The sequence below is a fragment of the Robertmurraya sp. genome (genome assembly GCF_036676585.1).
In the GTDB taxonomy this organism is placed as follows: Bacteria; Bacillota; Bacilli; order Bacillales; family Cytobacillaceae; genus Robertmurraya_A.
This window is the reverse complement of the sequence record NZ_JAKFCQ010000073.1, coordinates 23,107-46,721: the sequence shown is the minus strand read 5'-3', so window position 1 is coordinate 46,721 and position 23,615 is coordinate 23,107. Positions and strand designations below refer to the sequence as shown.

Sequence of the window (23,615 nt, the reverse complement as noted above, 5' to 3'; positions counted from 1 at the left end):
CAGGAGATCGCCGGTTCGATCCCGGTCGGGACCGCCATTTTAAGTGGCTCAGTAGCTCAGTCGGTAGAGCAAAGGACTGAAAATCCTTGTGTCGGCGGTTCGATTCCGTCCTGAGCCACCATTAATTTTATTGCTCATTTATTCCAATATGGAGGGGTAGCGAAGTGGCTAAACGCGGCGGACTGTAAATCCGCTCCCTTGGGTTCGGCGGTTCGAATCCGTCCCCCTCCACCATATTATAATGGCGGTTGTGGCGAAGTGGTTAACGCATCGGATTGTGGTTCCGACATTCGTGGGTTCGATTCCCATCAGTCGCCCCATTATATATAAATTTCTCCATTGGGCTATAGCCAAGCGGTAAGGCAACGGACTTTGACTCCGTCATGCGTTGGTTCGAATCCAGCTAGCCCAGTCATGGCAGCATAGCCAAGTGGTAAGGCAGAGGTCTGCAAAACCTTTATCCCCGGTTCAAATCCGGGTGTTGCCTCCAATTTAATATTTGCGGGTGTAGTTTAATGGTAAAACCTCAGCCTTCCAAGCTGATGTCGTGAGTTCGATTCTCATCACCCGCTCCAAATAAGGGGCCTATAGCTCAGCTGGTTAGAGCGCACGCCTGATAAGCGTGAGGTCGATGGTTCGAGTCCATTTAGGCCCACCAGATTTTTTACGATAGCAAAATAATTTTTCAATGTTCCGCAGTAGCTCAGTGGTAGAGCAATCGGCTGTTAACCGATCGGTCGTAGGTTCGAGTCCTACCTGCGGAGCCATTTTTATGTCTATGGGGAAGTACTCAAGAGGCTGAAGAGGCGCCCCTGCTAAGGGTGTAGGTCGGGTAACCGGCGCGAGGGTTCAAATCCCTCCTTCTCCGCCAGTATATATATGCGCCTTTAGCTCAGCTGGATAGAGCATACGCCTTCTAAGCGTACGGTCAGAGGTTCGAATCCTCTAAGGCGCGTAAAATAACAAAGAGAAAAAACGCTTATTGAGCGTTTTTTTTTGTGCTTTTATATCTTTTAAGAAAATAATAACTTTAGGGCTTTTCAGTCAACCTAGAAGAGTAGCAGGTGGGTGGATGGTTTGAACTCACTTCCATAAAGGAGGTTTTTTGAGTAAGATAAAAACAAATCAGTAGAATAGAAAGAAGTGAACGTTTTGATTAAATATAAAAGTCTTCATCATGTAAGTCTTACTGTTACAGATTTGGAGAGAGCAAAAGATTTCTATGGGAAAGTTTTATGTTTAAATGAAATACCACGTCCAGATTTTGATTTTTCAGGTGCCTGGTATGAAATTGAAGGACAGCAACTCCACTTGATCGTTGATCCTTTTTCACAGACGATTCGTCAGGATAAAAGGTTATCCAGTAGAGAAGGTCACTTTGCCCTTAGAGTCGAGAACTACTATGACACACTTACATGGCTAAAACAGAATAAAGTTGAACTCCTTGAAAAACCATATGGAAAAAGTGGATTTGCGCAAATTTTCTGTGCTGATCCGGATGGTAATTTAATTGAACTAAATGTTAATCAAAAAGAATTATAAAAGTATCTCTCTATAGGAATAAGGCTTCAGGAATAATCAGTAACCATATAATAAATAATATGGTTATGAAAACACTTATTCTTATAATTTCCACAGTTTTTTTACTAATATTCGCTAATGAAGTGCAAGCGGAAGAGATGATCTCTGTGAGATTAAGAAATTATATTGGAGACACCTCTAAATTACCATTTCAAATAAAAGGAGCTTATTCAACGTTAGATCCAGCATTGATGGTAAATGAAGGGGATGAATATACACTTTCGTTTAAAGGTGGGAAAATGTTTCTTACTTGTGGAGAGTCAACAACGGAAATAGATAGCCCGTTTATTTTATATCCATATGCTTATGATGAAAAGCACCTAATATACATTGATGGAAGACCTTATATGGGTGCGGTAGAGTTTAATATAGAAGAAAAAAACATTAGACCAGTTAATCAAATACTTTTAGAGGATTACTTAAAGGGTGTAGTCCCATTTGAAGTGTTTCCCGAATGGAATATAGAGGCCTTAAAAGCACAAACGTTAGCTGCTCGTACTTATACAATCACCCATAAAAATCCCAAACTAGACGATACCATTCAATATCAAGTCTACGGAGGGTACAATCAATTCAAGAAAACCAAAAGGGCTGTAATTGATACGAAAGGAGAAATCATTACGTTTCAAGATAAGCCCATAAGTGCTTTTTATTCTGCGAGTAATGGTGGAATAACAGAAAGTAATAAAAATGTATGGGGTGGCAGTCCAAGCCCATATTTCCCTATCAAACAAGATCCTTATGATCCCATTCAACCCTGGGATTTTACATTACATAAAACACAAATAGATTTGGAAGAAATCAGATCGAAGGGTTGGAACGAGTTAAAGGAGAAAGATGGTAAAATTAGTGTATCTATTAAAAAATGGCTTAATCGAAATGGGTATGAAGGTGACATAAAAATTTTAAGTATTCCTTATTTTGAAGTCGATAATATTAAAAATGAATCACAAAGGTCAATGAAAGGCTCAATCCAAATCGAATTCATGAGAAGGTTGATTGATGACACTATTTTATTCGAAGAAGTCTCAATGGATCATGTTGAATTAAAAAAAATACGACCGATGATAGGTGGAAGCCATTTTAGAAGTTATCTAATAAGTTCGTTTGAAATGACCCCAACTTCTTATAAAGTAAGTGGCAAAGGTCATGGCCATGGAGTTGGGATGAGTCAATGGGGTGCAAACGAAATGGCAGAGAAGGGGAAAACCTACAAAGAAATTTTAGGGCACTATTATCCTGGTACTCAAGTTAAAGTCACCAAAACCTTTCCAGATAATTAAAATGATGATATCTTTCAGGTATCATCATTTTTTTGCCTTTAGAAAAGATAAATAATCAAACTGGACTGTAGTTAAAAATTGCACTAAAAAACTTAAGGAGTTGAACCTAATGGGAAAAGTTACACCATTCTTAATGTTTCAAGATGGCAAAGCAGAAGAAGCAATGAATTATTACATATCAATCATTGAGGATTCAGAGATTACAAGTATTGTTCGCTATGGAGAGAATGAATCTGGAGATGAAGGAACAGTAATGCAGGCTACTTTTTCTTTAAAAGGGCAAGAATTTATGTGTATTGATAGTAATCTGAAGCATCAGTTTTCATTTACTCCTTCCATATCAATTTTTGTTACTTGTGATAGTGAAGAGGAAATTAATAGCATTTATCAGAAACTTATCGAGGGTGGACAAGCGCTTATGCCAATTGGGGATTATGGTTTTAGTCAAAGGTTTGGTTGGCTAAATGATCGGTTTGGAGTATCGTGGCAACTAAATCTCCCTTTGTGAAAGTCGTATAAACGAATAGCATAGCAGCCGATCGAAAATTGAAAAGAGGTACCTTGATGACAAATAGTAGAATGAATCCAAAAGTTGATGATTATTTAAGTGAAACTAAAAAATGGAAGGAAGAATCTGAGAGGTTGAGACATATTGTTCTTGACTGTGATCTGACTGAAGAGTTTAAGTGGATGCATCCGTGTTATACGTTTGAGAAAAAAAACATCGTTTTAATACATGGATTTAAAGAATATTGTGCGCTTCTGTTTCACAAAGGTGCTTTATTAAAAGATCCCCATGGAATTCTTGTCCAACAAACCGAGAATGTACAGGCGGCACGCCAAATTCGATTCACCAATCTTCAAGAAATAGTTGAACTAGAACCCATTTTGAAAGAATACATTCTTGAAGCCATTGAAGTTGAAAAAGCCGGTTTGGAAGTGACTTTAAAAAAGAATACAGAATTCATCATTCCGGAAGAACTTCAAAATAAATTCGATGAAACACCAGACTTGAAAACTGCTTTTGAAGCATTGACGCCGGGACGGCAAAGAGCATACATTCTTTATTTTTCTCAACCGAAACAATCCAAAACTCGAGTGTCAAGGGTTGAAAATTGTATGGAGAAAATTCTCAGTGGAAAGGGATTAAAGGATTGCACTTGTGGACTATCTCAAAAAATGCCCTCCTGTGACGGCTCGCACAAGAACATTCGATAAGTAGCATATCATTAATTGAATTTTAGGAGATAATTAATTTGGATTTTTTAGGTTTTATTACTTTGATAGTAGCTGGATTCACTGCCTGTGCTGAGTTTACTTCATTTGCCTTAGTACATCCAGTTATCCGTCATTTACCGCAAAAGTACCATATACGTTTTGAACAAGATTCACTGAAAACATATGGACTCATTATGCCCATATTAATGCCTTTAAGTGTAATTCTAACCGTAATATACGCATTATTTACTAATCAAATAGGTGGTTTCGAACTTACTATCCGTTTTTCTACTGCCACGATGTTTATTTTAGCAACAGTATTAACTATTAAATATAATGTTCCAATTAACAGGGAAATTCAACAATGGGATGCCGATCATCCACCCACTGATTGGATGGAGATAAGAAAACGTTGGATGTTCTTTCAATCTATTCGATCTTGGTTGCTTCTTATTGGTTTCGTGTTACTTTGTTTATCGGTTTCAAATTAGGAATTGTCAGATCTAATCTATTTACCCGTAACTATTTTTTATAATATTAGTTGTTTATAATTAAAAAGGTAATATTAAGGAAGGAAGTACAAAACTATGGATTTCGAAACAGTTATGAAGGAACTTGAAGCCCTCGGTAAGGAACGAACTAAAAAAATGTACATATCCAATGGTGCGCACGAGCCAGTTTTTGGCGTGGCTACAGGTGCAATGAAACCAATCGCAAAGAAAATAAAAATAAATCAAGATTTAGCTGACGAGCTTTATGCCACAGGTAACTACGATGCAATGTATTTTGCAGGCATTATTGCAGACCCAAAAGCGATGACTGAGTCGGACTTTGATCGTTGGATGGATGGGGCGTATTTTTATATGGTGTCTGATTATGTGGTGGCAGTAACTTTATCAGAGTCAGATATTGCACAGGACGTTGCTGATAAATGGATTGCAAGCGGTGACGAGTTGAGAATGTCAGCCGGATGGAGTTGCTACTGCTGGCTTTTAGGGAATCGAAAAGACAAAGAGTTTTCCGAAAGCAAGATTTCCAATATGCTTGATATGGTGAAAAATACGATTCATGATTCGCCAGAGCGAACCAAATCAGCTATGAATAATTTCGTATACACCGTGGGGATTTCCTATTTGCCACAACATGAAAAGGCAGTCGAAATTTCAAAGGAAATAGGAATTGTAGAAGTCAAACGGGACAATAAAAAAAGCAGTTTCCTAAACGCTTTCGAAAGTATTCAAAAAGAAATGGATAGAGGAAAGCTTGGTTTCAAGCGCAAATATGTAAGATGTTAAAAATAGTTTCAAATCGGGGTGTGATTCCAGAAGGATTGACACTCTTTTTTGTTGATATACTGAAAGAGGTAGTTTTCTGAGAAATTATAAGTCAGTTGTCTTCTTGCAAATTCTTATAAAAAATGTTAAACTTTAGAAGAATTATTTTTGTTCGGTGTAAAGGATAGTATAAGATTAACTTTTCGTCTTGATGATCACTGAGTCCAAGGATAGTAACATATTGTGTGAAAATCACACAGCAGGAGGAAACAAAATGGAACAAGGTAAAGTAAAATGGTTTAACGCAGAAAAAGGTTTCGGATTTATCGAGCGTGAAGCCGGAGAAGACGTATTCGTTCATTTCTCAGCTATCCAAGGCGAAGGTTTTAAATCTTTAGACGAAGGTCAAGCAGTTACTTTTGACGTTGAGCAAGGCCAACGTGGAGCTCAAGCAGCTAACGTGCGTAAAGCTTAATAATAAAAACAAACTAAGCAGGCTCTTTTTAGAGTCTGTTTTTTTTCTTTTCTTTTAAATACAAGGATCCCCACTCACTGAATGAGCAGGGCACAATGTAAGCAAGTAAATCAAATGGTAAATAAAGTGTATCACATAATAACGAATTCACCTAATTATGTTTGTGTTAATTATAGCTTTCAATTTCGCTATAGTTCACCAATTCGTCGTAGACGGTGAGAATCTTTATTTGAGTATAGTGGGGGCTTTTGATGAACTTAACACATGGGCAGATGTTATATCTGGCTGTCTTTGGAAAAATATCTCTATTAATAATATTTTGAAAATACTATTGACAATTTGTTAATAGAATATTAAATTAAGTTTAATACTTTACCAAAGTAAATGAATAAATACGTTCTCTTATCAAGAGTGGCAGAGGGACTGGCCCGATGACGCCCAGCAACCGTTCCGTATGGAATTGGTGCTAAATCCTGCAAAACAAGAAATTGTTTTGAGAGATAAGAGAGGAGTAGTCCTTATTTTGTGATGAAACCTCTCTTTTCTGGAGAGGTTTTTTATATTTTAGGCTGTGTTAAACTGGGCTATTGATTTACTCTCTAGTCAAATTTTAAAAGCCAAATAAAAAAACTCTCCTAAGAGCAACGTTGGTAAGAAGGCATAGAAAACAAAAAGGGGAGAAAAAAACATGAAGAGGAACTTTTTAAGAAGTACATTTGTATCAGCAATCGCTGCAACACTTTTGCTTACAGGCTGTGCATCAGGGGGAGAAACAAAGGAAGCAACAGGATCGAACACACCGATTGAAGGTGTACCTGAACGCTTTGCAAATGGAGACCAGCCGAAAATCAAAGTTATTCGTAAAATTGGTGGGGACGATCACACAGCACAATTCTTAGCTGGTGCGAAACAAGAAGGTGAAGCATTCGGTTTCCAAGTGGATGTATTTACTGCAAATGGAGATACAGCGAAATTTCATGATGCGATTAACCAAGCGTTAAATCAAGATTATGATGGATTTATTATTTCTCACGGTGATGATGATGCTACCGTTAATGACATACAGAAAATTGTTGACGCAGGAAAAAGCGTAGTCGCATTTGACTCGAATGCAAATTTAACTAGTGTTGACGGTGTTACTCTTGTATCACAAGATGATGAAGCGTTAGCTACTCTATCATTGGACCAATTAGTAAAAGAAACAAAAGGGGAAGCCAATATTGCATACCTATGGGTGGACGGATTCCCACCGATGGTTAGACGAAATAAAGTTTATGAAGATGTTTTAGCGAAAAACCCTGGAATTAAAGAAGTGGAGCGCTTTGGGATAGCAGCAGCTGATACTAGTGTTCAAACCCAAAATGCCGTTGCCGCGATGTTGAATAAATACCCTAAGGGTGAACTTGATGCGATTTTTGCAACATGGGATGCTTTTGCCATCGGTGCAGCACGCGCGTTAAAAGAAGCTGGCAGAGAAGAAGTTAAAATCTATGGAATTGATGTTTCTAATGCTGATTTGCAGGAAATCCAAAGAGAAGGCAGCGCTTGGAGATATACGGCAGCTGTTGATCCTAAGTTGATTGGTGCAGTAAATATGAGAATACTTGCGAAGAAATTAGCAGGCGAGGAAACACCACAAACTTATGATTTGGAAGCTTCACTAATCTCTCAAGAAGACCTTCAAAAGTCAAAAGATCCTGTTAATATGGTCAATCTAACTGAAATCATTGAAGGATGGGGCCAATCGACGGAATTTGAAGAAGACTGGATGAAGACGCTGAAGGAACACTATAAGAAGTAAGGGACTTATTGATAGACACTCTCTTTTTCACAAGATAAAGAGAGTGTTTCTTTGAAGAAAGTATAAATAAAATATTGAACTTTGAACAGTGTCTAGCTCCAGCGCCCAGCGACTAGTGTACTTCGCTCTCCTCCCTATGATAAGTCAACATCGGATCGCTCACGCTCTCCGTGTTTCCTTTATCTCAGTCAGAGCGCTCCAGTCCATACGTCACTTAACGGGCGCTTGCGCTTTTCTTTGAAAGGACGGTGACATCATGACCACTTTAGAGATGAAGAATGTCTCAATTGAATTTCCGGGTGTAAAAGCATTAAATGAGGTGGACTTTTCGGTTGAAAGTGGGAAAACTCATGCCTTAATCGGAGCCAACGGTGCTGGGAAATCAACGCTAATGAAGGTTCTTTCAGGGGCATATGACCACTATACTGGTGAAATCACAATGAATGGACAGCCTATGACCATTCGTTCCCCAAAAAGTGCCATGGATTCAGGAATTCAACTTGTATATCAGGAAGTGGATACAGCTCTTATCCCCTATTTAACGGTTGCTGAAAATATCATGTTAATGGACACGGTACATAACATGGGAAAGAAGCAATGGTTCAATTGGAAAAGCCTGCATGTGAAAGCGGCCACCATCCTAGCGGAAATGAATTTGTCTCTTCCTACTAAAAAACTAGTAAGTGAATTGACATTGGCAGAAAAGCAAATGGTTTTAATCGCCAGAGCAGTGTCGAAAGAATGTAAATTCCTCATCTTGGATGAGCCGACGGCACCTCTTAGTCATACAGAAACAAATGAATTATTTCGTATAGTACAAGAATTAAAGAGACGTGATGTTGGAATTATTTTTATATCGCATCGACTTCCAGAGATTTTTGAGATTTGTGATGACATTACGATTATGAGAAATGGGGAAGTAGTCGAGAAACAGAGAATTTCGGATACCAACCAAAACAAAGTAGTGGAGCATATGCTTGGTCAAAAACTCGGTGAACAGTTTCCTGAAAAATCCATGACCATTGGAAATACAGTTCTTGAGGTAAAAGGACTTACGGATAGAGAGAAGATTAAAGATTTCAGCATGAAAGTTAGAGCAGGAGAGATTGTGGGAATCGCCGGGCTTGTAGGTGCCGGTAAGACGGAGTTCTGTAAAGCCCTGTTCGGGGCTGAAGGCAAATTAATAGCAGGAGAAGTCAAGGTTAACGGAAAAAAGGTAAGCGTAAAAAATCCGTATGAAGCTGTTAAGAATGGACTTGCCTTGGTCCCTGAAGAACGCCGAAAAGAAGGCATTCTTGTTTATGAATCGGTAGAATCAAATTTATCCGTAGTGAATTTAGGACGTTTTTCAAAAGAATTGAGCTTTCTGGATCGCAAAAAAGAAAAGTTAGTTGCAAAAGCAATGATCAACCGTCTGGGAATAAAGACACCGTCTGAAGAAACAAAGGTTCAAAATCTTTCTGGCGGTAACCAACAAAAGGTTGCAATTGGCAAGTGGTTGGTAGCCGAGGCTGATGTCTATATCTTTGATGAGCCGACCAAAGGTGTAGACGTTGGAGCAAAAAAGGACATTTTTAACCTTATTGCTGAGTTGGCAAGCCGCGGAAAGGCTATTATTTATGCATCATCTGAGTTATCCGAGATCATGGGAATTACTAATCGGGTCTATGTTCTTTATGATGGAAAGTCAGTGAAGGAACTTGAAACAAACTCAACAAATGAAGAGGAACTATTATTCTATTCAACAGGGGGCAGGTAAGATGGAGGCAAACATAACAGCAAAGAAACAGACCCCGGCAAAAACGTCATTTGATCTTTTCCAATTTTTTTATAAATATGGAACGATTATTACGATCATTGCACTCATTATCATATTTTCGTTGGCCAATCCAGCTTTTATCCAGGGAAATAATATTGTAAATATCCTGCGTTCTATCTCAATTGTAACCATCATTGCAATCGGAATTACAATTAGTTTAACTGTTGATGGCTTCGATCTTTCAGTTGGATCGGTGGCATCCTTATCGAACGCCATCGTTATTTCCATGTTCGTCTGGTTTTCTCAAAATACCTTTGTAGCCATTATTTCGGCAATAGCTGCAGCATTAATTGTAGGGATATTGAATTCCATTATGATTGTTAAAATGCGGATTCCTGATATGTTAATGACGCTTGCGACGATGTTCGTTATTCAAGGAACAGCATTGACTTATACAAAGGGAGCAACCGTTTCGCAAAATATGGTGATGCCTGATGGGACCATGGCAGAAGGTCTTATTAGTCCGTTTTTTTCGAAAATCGGTCAGGTTCCGTGGATTATTCTGATCATGGTTGTTGTCGTTGTAGTGGTCCATATCTTTTTAACGTATACAAAACACGGAAGATACATGTATGTGATCGGGGGAAATAAGGAAGCAGCAAGACTATCAGGAATACCGGTAAATAAATACAAAGTGGCAGCCTACCTGCTTTCGGCGCTTTTTGCAGCAATAGGCGGGATTGTCTTAGCTTCAAGGGTTATGACATCTGAAATCAACTCAGGTGCACCTTACTTAATGGATTCTGTAGCAGCTGCTTTTATCGGATTTTCCGTTTTAGGTGCGGGTAAACCAAATGCATTCGGAACCTTCGTAGGTGCAGTGTTAATCGGGATTTTAGCAAACGGCCTCGTGATGATGTCCGTTCCTTACTACGCAATGGACATCGTAAAGGGAACGGTCTTAGCATTTGCACTGGCAATCACATATTATAAACAAAAATAGTTAGTTGAAGAGGGCCTATTCGATGTGGATAGGTCTATTTTTTATTCGCAAACACCTTCTTATAACAAAGGCCCAGATTTGTTGTAAAGGATATTTTCCACATAACATAAAATATATATTTAGTCTTAAAAGTTACTAGATGGAAATGGTAAAATTAAGAAAGTGAAGTTGACAATGGAGTAATTTTTGATTTTTTGCAGGTGAATTATATCCCATTATTGAATAATTTGACTATAGTTAAATTAAAAGAGTGAGATAAAGTGTGTAAGCTCTATTACACCTTGTTATACCACCTGGAAAAAAGTAGGGCAGACTTAAATTAACTAAACAAACTATCTAAGGTCTTGTAATAAAACATGTTGCTTAAAATAAAGGCAGCATTCAAAGATGGAGGAAATTTATAAAATGAACGAAAAGACTTTTCCAAAAGATGCAATATCTGTACTAAAAGAAACAAGCCGTACATTTTATATTCCGATTACCTTTTTACAAAAGGAGTTAAAATATACGGTTGCATCTGCTTATTTAGTATTTCGAGCAATTGATGAAATTGAAGATCATGTAGAAATAGACAATGATGTAAAATACAGTATCTTAATGCAAGTAAGTGATCTATTTAAACAGCCATTTGATAACGAAAAATATTTGCGGATTCTTGGGCCGACAAAAGATGGAATGCCTGAGGTTACACTTCGTTTAGAAGAATGGCTACAAGCTTGTCCAAAGGATACTCTACCATTTGTTATGAACGCTGCCTGTGAAATGGCATTTGGTATGGCAAAATGGGCAAAAGCAAACTGGAAAATCCGTACCCGTGAAGATTTAGATGACTATACATACTACGTTGCAGGACTTGTTGGAGTAATGCTCTCAAACCTTTGGGAGTACTGTGCCGGTGTAAAAACAGACAGTGAACTTGCCATCGGTTATGGTCGTGGGCTTCAGGCTGTAAACATTTTACGTAATGAGAAGGAAGATTCAGACGAACGTGGTGTAAGTTTTGTACCCGATGGTTGGACTCGTAAGGAGCTAATTGAATATGCGGATGAAAACTTAGCAAAAGCAGATGAATATATAAAGTCTCTCAATAAGCGAAATATTTTATTATTCTGCCGTCTACCACTTGCTCTAGCATATAAAACCTTAACAGCATTGAAAGAAGGACGTGAAAAAATAACACGTGCTGAGGTAGAACAAACTGTTGCAGAAGTGCAAGTAAAATAACATAAGAGTAACCACAGCTGTGGGGGTTGGTCCAAAGGATTAACTCCTTTTTTTTATGAAATAATGCCATTTCCATACTCCTATTATCAAAAAATACGAGTTAATTTCCAAATAAAAATTTTTCCCTCTAATTAGTAAAAAAATTTACTTGTTAGGGTGGTGGTTGAATCGTATAATATTGGTATGGATAATTGGAGGTAATTGACAATGGCAACAATTAAAGATATTGCAGAACAGGCGGGTTTTTCGATTTCTACCGTTTCCCGTGTGTTGAATAATGATGAGAGCCTTTCTGTACCAGATGAAACACGGGAGAAAATATATGATGTAGCTGAGAAGCTTAACTATAGAAGAAAAACGGTTCGGCAGTTAGTAAATAATATAGCCTTTTTGTATTGGCTAACAGATCAAGAGGAGCTCGAAGACGTTTACTTTAAAACGATGAGGCTTGAAATAGAAAAGTGGGCGAAGAAGTTTAATGTGGAGCTTACGACATACAAAATCGCAGATGGAATAGCCAAAATCCCTGATAATATCAAGGGTTTTATAGCGGTGGGTTCTTTTACAGAGAAAGAATTAACTCGTCTCAGAAGCATTACCCCAAATGGAGTTTTTATTGATACGACACCAGACCCTGTTCATTATGATTCCGTTAGGCCGGACCTTTCTGAAATGACGAAAAGAGCAGTGGATTTCTTTGTTGACAAGGGGCATAGCAGAATCGGCTTCATTGGAGGCACGTATCATAATCCTAATACAGGGCTTGAAGAAATGGACATCCGAGAGAGAACATTTCGTGCCTATATGGCTGAGAAGGGTCAGTTGAATGATCAATATGTATTCTGCCGGAGAGGCTTTTCTGTGGATAATGGGTACAATCTTATGAGGAATGCCATTGATACATTGGGAGATGAATTACCTACTGCTTTTTATATAGCTGCTGATCCGATCGCGGTTGGTTGTTTACAGGCCTTAAATGAGTATGGAATTGCGATTCCAGGACGAGTCAACCTCATTAGCATAAATAATATTAGTATCGCAAAGTATGTTTCTCCACCACTTACGACTTTTCATATTGATTTAATGGAGTTATGTAAAAATGCAGTACAGTTATTGCTTGAAAGAGTGGTAGAAAAGCGCAAAATTGTTAAAACACTATACCTTGGTTCTGAACTAGTGGTTAGAAAAAGCACGGAATAATCATTGATTATTAGTAAAATATTAATTAATTTTCTAGTAAAAGCGTTTCTGTAATAAACAGAAGCGTTCCGTTTTGAGGTGCATTACAGTTAAATAACATAGAAAATGGCGTGTAAATTGTTTTCAGTTTTAGCACGCCATTTTTTTATTAATTGTGCCAAAATAAAGGAATAAGGTTTCTACCTATCAACAAAAGCACCCGGTCGTGATTAAGAAAAAATCGCTGATATGCCATCTAGTCATTAGGTTGATTGCCTGTTGATTGTCTGATCAAGGGTTATTCGAACAGAACTTGAAGGAATTAGCACTTGGTAGTCCGAATCCAGGTATTATTCGGACAGGACTAGAAGGAATTAGCACTTGGTAGTCCGAATCCAGTTATTATTCGGACAGGACTAGAAGGAATTAGCACTTGGTAGTCCGAATCCGGGTATTATTCGGACAGGACTAGAAGGAATTAGCACTTGGTATTCCGAATCTGGGTATTATTCGGACAAAACTAGAAAGAAATAGCCTTATGTAGTCCGATTGGATGATACGGGAGCCTTTTGGCAATCTTTTTTTGATATAAAGAAGAAGGGCTTGTGTACAGTTCACTATGAACACACAAAGCCCTTTTTTTAATGAGATTTATCTCTTGTTTTATCCAAATAGTAAGCAGTGATCCAGGAAGTAATCGGAATAATCAAGGCTACGCCTATTCCAGCACAAAGGATGTTAATCATTTCGGAACTGAATATTTTTGAATTGACAATGTCTCCTAGTGAGTAAGATAGGTCTTTAAACCAAATAAGCATAGCTAAGTATCCGCCAAAGAAGGCAAAAAACAATGTATTTGTATTGGTTCCTAATATATCTCTGCCAATACTGATTCCAAATGAAAATAAATCCTTCCTACTAACCTGCTGATTATGATTGTAGAGCTCGCGCATAGGAGAAGCGATGGAAATGGCCACATCGATAATAGCTCCAATCGTACTCATAATGATCATGGCCGCGCCAATTTTTACAAAGTCGACTCCTAAATACAGAGAGAACATGCTGAGTTCTTCTGTTTCTTCTTCTCCAAATCCTTGAATCATTGATTTTTCAGTGACAATCACAATGAAAAATAGCAATATGGCCAGGGTGATGATGGTAGAAACAAAGGCAGTGATGGTTTTATTGTTTACTTCATTGATAAAAAAGAAATTAATACAACTAATGATGGTACAGGCAATTAAGGTTAAAATAATTGGGTTTGCGTTTGGATCTGTCATGATAAGGATGGTCAACAGGAGGACAGCAAAGTTCAAAAATAAGGCAATAAAAGACTTAGCTCCTTTTTTTCCGCCAATCAGTACCATTAATATAAATAAAATCGCTGCTAGACAGAATAATGCATTCATGATTTTGCCCTCTTTCGATTTACAAAAAAGATCGATATATACAGACCGATCGGAATCGTTAACACAATTCCGATTCCACCAGCTAGGGCCCGAGCTAATTCCAGAGAAAGATTCATGGAAAGGGTGTATCCTAGTGGAGAACCGTTTTTCATATATAAAATAAGCATCGGGATAGAACCACTTATATACGCAAAGAACAATATATTGGTCATCGTTCCCATCACATCTTTCCCAATTTCCATGCCAGAAGTTGTAAGAGCTTTTATAGATATATGGTTATTTTTTTCGTACAACCCAAAGATAGAAGACGACATAGTAATGGCAACATCCATCACAGCACCTAGAGATCCTACTAATACTCCCGCCATAAATACGGTTTGAGGAGGCCGAGTTAGGAACTGCATTTCTTCGTAACGAAGGCCTTCTTCAGAAGTTAGCCACAGGACTAGATATGCAATGAGTAGAGAAACAAAGGTTGCTAGAAGTGTTGCTATGATGGCTGCATAGGTTTTCTCATTAAAACCGTTAACGAGTAACAGGGAGATAGCAGTAAATAAGATCGCACTGATACTGCAAGCGACTAACAAGCTGATGGCTGATGTTTTTACATACATATCTAAGGCATACGAGAGGAGAACAGCATTGACTGCTAAACTGACAATCGAAAACAACCCTTGCTTTTTCCCGACGATAAGCAAAGTAAAGATAAACATCCATGCTACGATTAGCAAGTATTTATCGCGTTTTACATTTTTGATGCTTCCCGTTAATTCTCCATCTTCATCAGTATTTGTATCCATCCAAACAAACAGTTCATTTCCAACTTGATATTCTTGGTCATACGCTCCTGAAGAGGAATATTCATTAGTTAAATGGATATGCTCTCCCTTTTTATCTCCATTTTTTAATTCTGCTATAATTTGTTGTGTGTAAAGTTGATCTTCATTATTATGCAAGTCAGTTACTTTGGTGGTATCTACTAGCGTGGTCTTGAGGACTTTCGCTATGGGGCGTTCATAGAATGAATAATTGTTATTCACAAAAATAACAGAGGCTACAAAACAAAGAGCTAGTATCACGTACATCACTATTTGTTTGTAAGTCAGTTTTTTTAATAGGTTAAGTATAAGATTCAAGAATAAACCTCCAACTATCGGAATGGATTCAGTGTAAAACAATGGCCTAAAAATAACAAGAATGTTAGAGTTACGTCAAGTAATCCTCTCTATAGGCTTTGGTAAATTAATTTTTGTAAAAACATGACAACCTGATAAAATAGAACAATAATCTACCATGGAAAGTTGGAGAGTTAATGACAAATCGTAGTGTGATTTTTTTTGATATCGACGGAACCTTACTTACCCATAACAAAGAGTTACCTGCTTCAACAAAAGAAGCGATTTTCACATTGAAAGAGCTAGGTCATGAGGTAGCGATTGCTACAGGAAGAGCTCCTTTTATGTTTGAAGATTTAAGACAAGAGTTGGACATTCATACATACGTAAGCTATAACGGTCAGTATGTTGTGTTAAATGGAAACGTCTTACATACGAATCCATTACATATTGAGTCACTCGAAAAATTAACAGCTGCTGCTCTTGAAAATGATCATCCCGTTGTGTTTATGGATCATGAAGATATGAGAGCGAACGTACCAGAGCATGACTATATTAAACAAAGCATCGATACGTTAAAAATTGATCGTTTCCCTACGCATGATCCTCATTATTACAAAGGTCGTGAATTATATCAAACTCTACTTTTCTGTACAGAAGGGGAGGAAAAGCAATACGCGGAGCAGTATGATGCGTTTGATTTTGTTCGATGGCATCCTGTTTCCTTAGATATCGTGCCAAAGGGTGGATCGAAAGCAAGGGGGATCCAAAAAATCGTAGATGCGCTTGGATTTCCAGTTGAAAGCCAATATGCTTTTGGTGATGGACTCAATGATTTGGAGATGCTCTCTACAGTGAAAAACAGCGTGGCCATGGGAAATGGAGAGGAACAAGTAAAAGAAGTGGCCCAATTCGTTACCAAGTCAGTTGAAGAAGATGGAATCCTCCACGGACTAAAAATGGTGGGGCTTTTATAGGAGTAAAAGGGATAGAATCTGTGTAGATTCTATCTCTTTTTTTTATAAATTTCATACTTATATCACAATTGAACGGTAAACTTAGTGACGGTATTGAAAATGACATTGTTCAAGAAGGAGATATATAAGTGGAAACGGTTATCAACACTACATCTAAATCAGATGCACAACAAAAATCATCTCTTTATCGAGCCGTGTGGAGATGGCATTTCTATGCGGGAATTATTGTTGCGCCTTTTTTAATTATCCTTGCCGTTACGGGTTCTATCTATTTATTTAAGCCACAGATAGAACAAGTGCTATATCAAGATTTATTCGAGGTTACGCCACAAGGTGAAAAAATACCAGCATCCCAACAGATAGAAGAAGTAAAGAAGCTTTACCCTAACGCAGTGATAACTAAATATCGCCCGGGAGAAAATGCTACACGTTCGAGCGAGGTGGGTCTCACAGTAAATGATCAATCAATAACCGTCTTTGTTGATCCGTATACGGGAAAATCCATAGGTGAATTAAATAGTGAAGATCGCATCATGGATAAAATAGAGGAATTTCACGGCGAATTAATGATGGGAACAATGGGAGATAGAATAGTAGAATTAGCTGCATGCTGGACCATCGTATTGATGGTTACAGGCCTTTATTTATGGCTTCCTAGGAAGAAGCTGAATATGTCAGGTGTCCTTTATATGAGATGGAATAAAGGAAGAAGTATTTTAGCTAGAGACCTACATGTTGTTCCTGCCTTTTGGATTACGGCAGGGATGCTATTTTTGGTGATGACGGGGCTCCCTTGGTCCGGTTTTTGGGGAACTCAATTTCAAACGATCGCTACCAATTCTGGCGCGGGTTATCCCCCTTCTGTTTGGGTAGGAAATGCACCTGTCTCAACCGTTACGAAAGATATCGCGGAGGTTCCTTGGGCAGCTGAGACATTAGATGTACCGGTTTCAGAGGTACAAGGTTTCATCCCCTTATCAATCGATGATGTGGTTCAGATTGCAAACCGTGAAGGAGTACATCCTAGTTATACGGTATTTCTTCCAAAAGAACCTACAGGAGTGTACACTTTATCAGCTTTTCCACCAAAAGCTGAGGATGAGATCACCATGCATATTGATCAATATACGGGTGCTGTGTTAACAGACTATCGATTTGATCATTATGGTTTCATCGGACAAGTTGTTGCGTTAGGGATTACCTTGCATAAAGGAACACAATTTGGGTTGATCAATCAGTTGGCTAGTCTTCTTATTTGTTTAGGAATCATCCTTGTTGCCGTTAGTGGATTTTATTTATGGTTAAAGCGGAAGCCGAAAAAAAGTATGGGTGCACCGAAAACGACTAGCATAAAAAACATGAAGCTATTTTTAGTCGTTTTAGTAGGTTTGGGCATTCTATTTCCTTTGGTTGGTTTGTCCCTGATCGTCATTTTTCTGATGGATGTGTTATTGATTAAAAGAATCCCATTCTTGAAGAGATTTTTACATGCGTAGCAATAAGGGGGATATAACTATGAAAAAAGTATTTTTGATCACAATGATCGGTTTGTTTCTTGGCGGTTGTTCCCTGAAAAAGGATGCGGCTGAGTTATATTTGAAAGAACAGCCCCTTCATGTAGAAGTTGTTCTACCTGAATCGATAACGAGTGAGGAACCAGTGCCAATCAAGGTCATTCTTACTCAAGATGGAAAAAAAGTAGAAGAAGTAGATTCAGTTGAATTTGAAATGTGGAAACATGATGACGCCATCCAGGCTACGGTTGAACAACCGGATAAACTAGAAGAAGGAATATATGGAATAAACAAAACGTTTGATCGTGACGGACTTTATTATATAAAGATTCATGCAAGTAAGGGTGACGCAATCATCATGCCACAGGTCCAGGTAGTTGTTGGTGAGCTTTCTAAGAGTGAGCTAGAATACTTACAAAAAGACGTTCGTGAAAAAGAAGAAATCCATGATCACCATCATTAATATACGATTCCCGCATCTAGGATGAAAAGGGTTCGCCCTTATCTGTTGGGGAATCAGGTTATGCACCCGAGCTGATAAATAGACGGGGAAATTTCTCTTAATTAGCAAATACGACTAAAAATGGCATAAATAGACGGAGGAATTCCGCCTATTGACTCAAAAAACGTAAAAAAGGGGAGATTTTCTTTGCATAAGCGGAAAATCTCCCCTTATTTTACCCCTAAACGAGCTCCGTTCTGCATCTAACCGGAAAACCTCCGCTTATTGGTTACTCGATTAAGGACAAGACATCCTATTTAACTCAAAAATCCAAGAAAACCTCATTGGATGCATGACGGTAATTTTATATAAATTAGGTTTTTATATTTTCTGTTTCTATGTTCCAAAATAGCACTATATGCTAAATTGGGTATAAGAAGTATCTGTAAGGGTTTTCTTGCATGAGGAGGTGGGAAATGTTTTTCTCATTACGTAATCGTTTATTTTTGGTTTTTACTTGTTTGTTAACTATCCCATTTGTCATCTTCTCCTTCCTGGTTCCAAGTTGGTTTTCTTCGGTGATTGAAGAACAGACTCAGGATTTAACTGTGGAGATGATGGATCAATATTCGTTATATATCCAATCGATTACCACTCAGGCGGAGGATTTAGGAAAACAAATTCTCGTCAATCCAACGACATTGCAGTGGATGAAGACAGATAAAGTGTCATCGGATGTAACGAAAAATCAAAGGTTATTAATCAGGAATCAAATGAAGAGTCTTCTTGCTTCAATGACGGTTAATAACTCAAATGGAATGTCCATCGGGGTCATGCTCAATGATGGCACAGGTGCATGGGGAAACAACCCCCTTTTAAAGCAGGAAAACTGGTATAAGGAGTATATGGGGGATGGAAACTCGTTTGTCGCGTCCCATAAAGATCCCTATCAACCTACTCCAGGGAATATTAATAGTTATATATCGCCGTTGATAGATATGAATACACTCGCGTCATACGGCATAATCAAGGTGAATTTTCCAACCGAATTGCTTGAGACGGCTTTAAATAAAAACAAGATTGGACAAAAAGGACATGCCTATTTGTTAAACAAACGAGGAGAGAATGTTTTAACAGGGGAGATTCATACACCGAAACAGGTGCTATCGACTAGCTTAATAAAAATCAATAAAAGTAAAGAAAATAATGGATTGGTAGAAGTAAAGTTGAACAATGAAACGTACTTCGTGTTTTATCAGAAATTATCTGTTGGTGGTTGGATTTTACTAAGCGAAGTAACCGAGTCGGACTTATTTTCAAAGGCGAATGATCTGCGCCATCGCATGCTTACGATTAGTGGATTCGTTTTCTTACTTACCATTTTGGCCTCATATATGCTCGCGTCCAATATTGTTAGTCCATTAGGGAAGCTGGCAAAAGCAATGGGATTTATCGAAAGAGGAGATTTTGCCGGTGCTAAGCGGTTTATGCCAACGATTAAATCTCAAAACAATGAAGTTGGTTATCTAGTAAATGTATTTGGACATACAGTCGATCAGCTGAAAAATAGAATTGAGACCGAATATGAGGCTAATATTCGGAGAAAAGATGCAGAATACAAAGCCTTGTTGCTACAGATTAATCCTCATTTTATGAATAATACACTTGAAATCATTGGTGGCTTGGCTGCTCAAGGGAAAAATAGAGAAGTGATGAATGTTAGCGTTTATTTAGGACGAATGATGAGGTACTCCCTAAACACTCAAAATGATGTGGTCACTTTAGGGGAAGAAATGAGTTATATTCGCAGTTACACCAATATTTTAAAAATGAGATATGTGGACACCATTTCTATTACGATTGAGGAAGATAGCTTGGCCAAACACCTTCCAATCATTAAATTTATCCTCCAGCCACTAGTGGAAAATGCAGTGAAATACAGCTTTAGCGAGAAAAGTTATGCTGATATCTTCATCCAAACAAAAATGATTGATGACCAATTACTATTATTGGTTGAAGATAAAGGTGTGGGAATGTCGGATGATATGTTAGTAGATCTTCTTCATCAGGAAGACACACAGAAATCAACAAGTGTCCTACAAAGTAAGGGAACGAGTATTGGTCTCAGAAATGTACTCGGTCGTTTAAAGCTTTATTACGGTGAGGACTTTTCTTACCAAATTGATTCTACCAAAGGGATAGGGACAAAAATCCAGTTGCGTATTAAGTATAGTGGAGGTGACCCGAGATGTTAAAGGTACTCATCACGGATGACGAAAAGCAAGTGCGTATGGGGCTTCGGATGAAGATTGATTGGGAAGAAGAGGGGTTTGAAATCATTGGAGAAGCATCTAATGGAAAAGAAGCATTAGAATGGTTACGAACGATGAAAACAGACCTTGTCATCACTGATATGAGAATGCCTATTATGGATGGTCTTGAATTTGCTCAACGCTGCTTTGAAGAATTTCCACAGGTGAAAGTGATTGTACTATCAGGGTACTCTGATTTTGAATACGTCAGAGGTTCAATGCAGAAGGGAGTAAAGGATTATTTATTAAAACCTGTTGCTCCAGATGAACTAGAAGACATATTACGAAAAATTCGTAAAGAAACGGAAGAAGAGAAGAAAAAGCAGGTGGAAGCAGCCCAAATGAGGCATCTAGCCATGACCCGCCTCCAAGAAGTGCAAGAACAATATTTGCTTTATTTAGTAAAGGAAGAGTGGACGGAGTCATCGATGGTAAAAGAAAGACTTCGACAACTTCATTTGGAAGACATGGCAAGTGAAAGCAGAAAATTCCGTTTTATAACAGTCGAAATCAGGGATAAAAACGAACAAGCATATCGTTTAAAAGAACTATGGCTCCCGTTTCAAATGATGTGTAAAGAAATAGCACATGGTGAAAAGGGATTGTATACGTTTTATGATCCTAGTTATGCGAATATGATTCATTTTTTACAGGTTGTAGATAAAGAACATGATACGCTTCCTAGTCTAGTTAAAGATATCCAGAAGAATGTACAAAATCTACTTCATTTAGAAACAGTGATTGGCTTAGGTAGTGTGGTAGGGGGAGTAGCTAACCTGAAAAATGGCTATATTTCTAGTTTATTAGCTTGGAGCAAGAGCCAATTAGGTTCTCGTTCTCAGATTATAGATGCGTCCGATTTACAGGAGGACGATTATGAATTTTCGTCAGATATGGAAAGAAAATTAATCAATGCGGTCGAAACGGCCAATTTTGGATTGTTTAAGGAAAACTTAGAGAATCTTTTAGGAAGAAACGAAGCTCAGTCCATTATGGCCTTCTCCTTCCTCTCGAACCGGGTATTATTTTTATTAGGATCAGCTGCCCGTAAATATGATATGGAAACAAGAGACGTTCAGAACATGATGTGGAGTTGCCAGCAAAGTATTTGGGAATTGAATTCCTTCCATAAAGTGATTGAACAGCTTATGGAGTTAGGGCAACTGATTATTGAAAAGGTCAGAACGGCCCGATTTTCTAATGGAAAATTGATTATTGAGGGTGTCCGTCAGTATTTGGATCAGCATTATGCAAATGAAATCTCTCTTACCTTTCTATCAGAAATGTTTCATATTAATAGCGCTCATTTGTCAGAAACCTTTAAACATCAAGTGGGGCAAAATTTCAGCGATTATCTCCTGAATGTAAGAATGGAAAAAGCAAAGGAATTCTTGAAGGACAAACAGCTTAAGATTATTGATGTTGCCAATTTGGTTGGTTATTCGAACTCCGGATATTTTAGTACGGTTTTTAAAAAGCATTTTCAGCAAACACCTGTTGATTTTCGTCATTCATACGAAGAAAAACTAGGAAGGATATGAACAGATGAAAAAAAGGATAGCTTACATTCTATCTTTCGTTATCTTTTTTGGCCTGTTGTTAGTTGTTCTTTCCCTTTTTCAACCAGATAGTAAAGAAGAGGCAGAGACACAACCAAAAGCTGTACAAAAAACCCTGCTAACGTTTTGGAGAAACAGAGGAAATGATGCAGAAAATAAAGCTTATGAAGAGCTAGTTTCATCATTTGAAAAGGCGAATCCCGATATCAAAATTCAGATGAAAACCATTCCTTACAGCGACTATGAAGTGAGACTCCGGACAGAAATCGCAACAGGCACTCCTCCGGATATAATGGCGATAGATAGTCCGACACTTGCTCTTTATGCCAATGCAGGATCGCTCTTATCTATTGATCATTTTATGAAAAGTGAGGGGAGTATTGGGGACTTCCCAACGTCCACTTTAAGAGGGCTAAGTTATAATGACCAAATTTATCTTGCCCCAATTGCAGAATCGAGCATTGCTCTATTTTATAATAAGCATGTTCTGAAAGAGGCAGGGGTTCCTTTCCCATCATCCAATCCAAATGAACCATTAACTTGGGACGAAGTGATTGAGATCGCCAAAAAAGTAACAAATGCTGAAAAAGGCATCGTTGGAATTGATCCTGGCCAAGGATTTGGAGAAGGAGAAGCACCTGCCTACTTTAAAATGCCTTTCTTGTGGCAGTTTGGAGCCGATGTGTTAAGTCCTGATGCAACAACAGCAAGTGGATATTTGGATTCAGAGAAGGCAATAGAGGCTCTACAATTATTCCAGGATTTCTATCACAAGCAAGGGGTCGCTTCAGTGGAAATGGGAACAGATGACTTTATAAAAGGAAAGCTCGCGATGACAGTATTAGGATCGTGGACACTTAAGGAATTTGAAAGAAATTCAAATTTTACTCTTGGAGAGGATTTTGGCGTGGCCCCTTTACCGAAGGGGGTGTCCCAGGTGGCTCCCAATGGAGGGTGGGCGCTAGGTATTTCATCGCAGTCCAAATATCCGAACGAAGCGTGGAAGTTTATTAAGTACGTGACTGGATATGAGGGAATGAAGAAATATGTCACGATTACAAGTGATTTGCCGGCAAGATACTCGGTAGTAAAAGATATCCCGGAACTTAATCAGTATCCCTTAAATATTTTTATCGAGCAAACGCTTAGGCACTCGCAAAACCGTCCAGTTACTCCTGCCTATCCTGTGGTAAGCAATGCGATTAGAGTTTTATTTGAAGACATCGGTATCGGAGGAAAAGATGTTCATACCTCCGCCAAAGAGGCTGTCGAAAAGATTAATGCAGGAATACAGGAATTTCAGAAACCATAAAGGATGGATCCTCTAGCTATATAAGCTAGGGGATTTTTTTATTTTTGAAAACGATTCCATGTACCGAAAATTTTAAACATAGAATTCCAAAGAACTCAAAATATCGTCTTTCCTCATCCTGTTATAGTTAAAACAAGAAAGACAGCTAGGGGTATGGTGGAAGTCATAAACAATAGAA

At 38.2% G+C, this 23,615-nt stretch carries 20 protein-coding genes, 10 tRNA genes and 1 riboswitch; of the genes, 28 read left to right on the top strand and 2 right to left on the bottom strand.

Going from position 1 to position 23,615, the window contains the following annotated elements; all coding sequences use genetic code 11:
* Positions 1-45: 45 nt before the first annotated feature.
* From ACGLXV_RS10485 to ACGLXV_RS10380, 22 genes are all read left to right on the top strand, one after another.
* Positions 46-121: transfer RNA gene (locus ACGLXV_RS10485), tRNA-Phe, on the top strand.
* Between the two features lie 29 nt (positions 122-150).
* A tRNA-Tyr gene (locus ACGLXV_RS10480) sits at positions 151-234 on the top strand.
* A gap of 10 nt (positions 235-244) precedes the next feature.
* A tRNA-His gene (locus ACGLXV_RS10475) sits at positions 245-320 on the top strand.
* 20 nt (positions 321-340) lie between these two features.
* Positions 341-412: transfer RNA gene (locus tag ACGLXV_RS10470), tRNA-Gln, on the top strand.
* Positions 413-416: 4 nt separating this feature from the next.
* Positions 417-490: transfer RNA gene (locus ACGLXV_RS10465), tRNA-Cys, on the top strand.
* Between the two features lie 11 nt (positions 491-501).
* Positions 502-575: transfer RNA gene (locus ACGLXV_RS10460), tRNA-Gly, on the top strand.
* A gap of 6 nt (positions 576-581) precedes the next feature.
* A tRNA-Ile gene (locus ACGLXV_RS10455) sits at positions 582-658 on the top strand.
* Positions 659-692: 34 nt separating this feature from the next.
* Positions 693-767, top strand: a tRNA-Asn gene (locus ACGLXV_RS10450).
* 13 nt (positions 768-780) lie between these two features.
* Positions 781-871 (top strand) — tRNA-Ser (locus ACGLXV_RS10445).
* A 10-nt stretch (positions 872-881) separates the two neighbouring features.
* A tRNA-Arg gene (locus ACGLXV_RS10440) sits at positions 882-955 on the top strand.
* Positions 956-1,152: 197 nt separating this feature from the next.
* Positions 1,153-1,542 (top strand): VOC family protein, encoded by a 390-nt coding sequence (locus ACGLXV_RS10435; RefSeq protein WP_391558528.1) that lies wholly within the window; start codon positions 1,153-1,155, stop codon positions 1,540-1,542.
* A 137-nt stretch (positions 1,543-1,679) separates the two neighbouring features.
* Positions 1,680-2,864 carry a SpoIID/LytB domain-containing protein gene (locus ACGLXV_RS10430; protein WP_391558527.1) on the top strand — a complete coding sequence of 395 codons (1,185 nt, stop codon included), beginning with the start codon at positions 1,680-1,682 and terminating at the stop codon, positions 2,862-2,864.
* Between the two features lie 109 nt (positions 2,865-2,973).
* Positions 2,974-3,372 carry a VOC family protein gene (locus ACGLXV_RS10425; RefSeq protein ID WP_391558526.1) on the top strand — a complete coding sequence of 133 codons (399 nt, stop codon included), beginning with the start codon at positions 2,974-2,976 and terminating at the stop codon, positions 3,370-3,372.
* 56 nt (positions 3,373-3,428) lie between these two features.
* Positions 3,429-4,082: a DUF1801 domain-containing protein gene (locus ACGLXV_RS10420; RefSeq protein WP_391558525.1), complete on the top strand. Its 654-nt coding sequence runs from the start codon at positions 3,429-3,431 to the stop codon at positions 4,080-4,082.
* A 38-nt stretch (positions 4,083-4,120) separates the two neighbouring features.
* Positions 4,121-4,573, top strand: a complete 453-nt coding sequence (locus ACGLXV_RS10415) for an anthrone oxygenase family protein (RefSeq protein WP_391558524.1) — start codon at positions 4,121-4,123, stop codon at positions 4,571-4,573.
* A gap of 96 nt (positions 4,574-4,669) precedes the next feature.
* Entirely contained in the window at positions 4,670-5,377 is a 708-nt protein-coding gene (locus tag ACGLXV_RS10410; protein ID WP_391558523.1) for a DNA alkylation repair protein, read from the top strand.
* 253 nt (positions 5,378-5,630) lie between these two features.
* The gene (locus tag ACGLXV_RS10405; RefSeq protein WP_066052309.1) at positions 5,631-5,831 is read left to right on the top strand and encodes a cold-shock protein; all 201 of its coding nucleotides are present in this window, start codon (positions 5,631-5,633) and stop codon (positions 5,829-5,831) included.
* Between the two features lie 399 nt (positions 5,832-6,230).
* Positions 6,231-6,338: riboswitch (SAM riboswitch) on the top strand.
* Positions 6,339-6,519: 181 nt separating this feature from the next.
* Positions 6,520-7,632: a sugar ABC transporter substrate-binding protein gene (locus tag ACGLXV_RS10400; RefSeq protein ID WP_391558522.1), complete on the top strand. Its 1,113-nt coding sequence runs from the start codon at positions 6,520-6,522 to the stop codon at positions 7,630-7,632.
* A gap of 256 nt (positions 7,633-7,888) precedes the next feature.
* On the top strand, positions 7,889-9,391 hold the full coding sequence (locus tag ACGLXV_RS10395; protein WP_391558521.1) for a sugar ABC transporter ATP-binding protein: 1,503 nt from the start codon (positions 7,889-7,891) through the stop codon (positions 9,389-9,391).
* Position 9,392: 1 nt separating this feature from the next.
* Complete coding sequence (locus tag ACGLXV_RS10390; RefSeq protein ID WP_391558520.1) at positions 9,393-10,394, top strand: ABC transporter permease; 1,002 nt, start codon at positions 9,393-9,395, stop codon at positions 10,392-10,394.
* A gap of 405 nt (positions 10,395-10,799) precedes the next feature.
* Positions 10,800-11,618, top strand: coding sequence for a squalene/phytoene synthase family protein (locus ACGLXV_RS10385; RefSeq protein WP_391558519.1), 819 nt, complete (start codon positions 10,800-10,802; stop codon positions 11,616-11,618).
* Positions 11,619-11,825: 207 nt separating this feature from the next.
* On the top strand, positions 11,826-12,818 hold the full coding sequence (locus ACGLXV_RS10380) for a galactan degradation operon transcriptional regulator GanR (RefSeq protein ID WP_391558518.1): 993 nt from the start codon (positions 11,826-11,828) through the stop codon (positions 12,816-12,818).
* A 620-nt stretch (positions 12,819-13,438) separates the two neighbouring features.
* Here ACGLXV_RS10380 and ACGLXV_RS10375 read toward each other — a convergent pair.
* The gene (locus ACGLXV_RS10375; protein ID WP_391558517.1) at positions 13,439-14,206 is read right to left on the bottom strand and encodes a YibE/F family protein; all 768 of its coding nucleotides are present in this window, start codon (positions 14,204-14,206) and stop codon (positions 13,439-13,441) included.
* Complete coding sequence (locus ACGLXV_RS10370; RefSeq protein WP_391558516.1) at positions 14,203-15,342, bottom strand: YibE/F family protein; 1,140 nt, start codon at positions 15,340-15,342, stop codon at positions 14,203-14,205. The genes ACGLXV_RS10375 and ACGLXV_RS10370 overlap by 4 nt, the downstream gene beginning before the upstream one ends.
* Positions 15,343-15,518: 176 nt before the next feature.
* On the opposite strand from ACGLXV_RS10370, the gene ACGLXV_RS10365 reads away from it, so the two are divergent.
* From ACGLXV_RS10365 to ACGLXV_RS10340, 6 genes are all read left to right on the top strand, one after another.
* A complete protein-coding gene (locus tag ACGLXV_RS10365) occupies positions 15,519-16,298 on the top strand; it encodes a Cof-type HAD-IIB family hydrolase (RefSeq protein ID WP_391558515.1) in 780 nt (259 codons plus the stop codon).
* Between the two features lie 128 nt (positions 16,299-16,426).
* Positions 16,427-17,794: a PepSY-associated TM helix domain-containing protein gene (locus ACGLXV_RS10360; RefSeq protein WP_391558514.1), complete on the top strand. Its 1,368-nt coding sequence runs from the start codon at positions 16,427-16,429 to the stop codon at positions 17,792-17,794.
* Between the two features lie 19 nt (positions 17,795-17,813).
* On the top strand, positions 17,814-18,275 hold the full coding sequence (locus tag ACGLXV_RS10355; RefSeq protein WP_391558513.1) for a FixH family protein: 462 nt from the start codon (positions 17,814-17,816) through the stop codon (positions 18,273-18,275).
* 455 nt (positions 18,276-18,730) lie between these two features.
* A complete protein-coding gene (locus ACGLXV_RS10350) occupies positions 18,731-20,509 on the top strand; it encodes a cache domain-containing sensor histidine kinase (RefSeq protein ID WP_391558512.1) in 1,779 nt (592 codons plus the stop codon).
* The gene (locus ACGLXV_RS10345) at positions 20,503-22,107 is read left to right on the top strand and encodes a response regulator (RefSeq protein ID WP_391558511.1); all 1,605 of its coding nucleotides are present in this window, start codon (positions 20,503-20,505) and stop codon (positions 22,105-22,107) included. The genes ACGLXV_RS10350 and ACGLXV_RS10345 overlap by 7 nt, the downstream gene beginning before the upstream one ends.
* A 4-nt stretch (positions 22,108-22,111) precedes the next feature.
* Entirely contained in the window at positions 22,112-23,437 is a 1,326-nt protein-coding gene (locus ACGLXV_RS10340) for an ABC transporter substrate-binding protein (RefSeq protein WP_391558510.1), read from the top strand.
* Positions 23,438-23,615 lie beyond the last annotated feature (178 nt).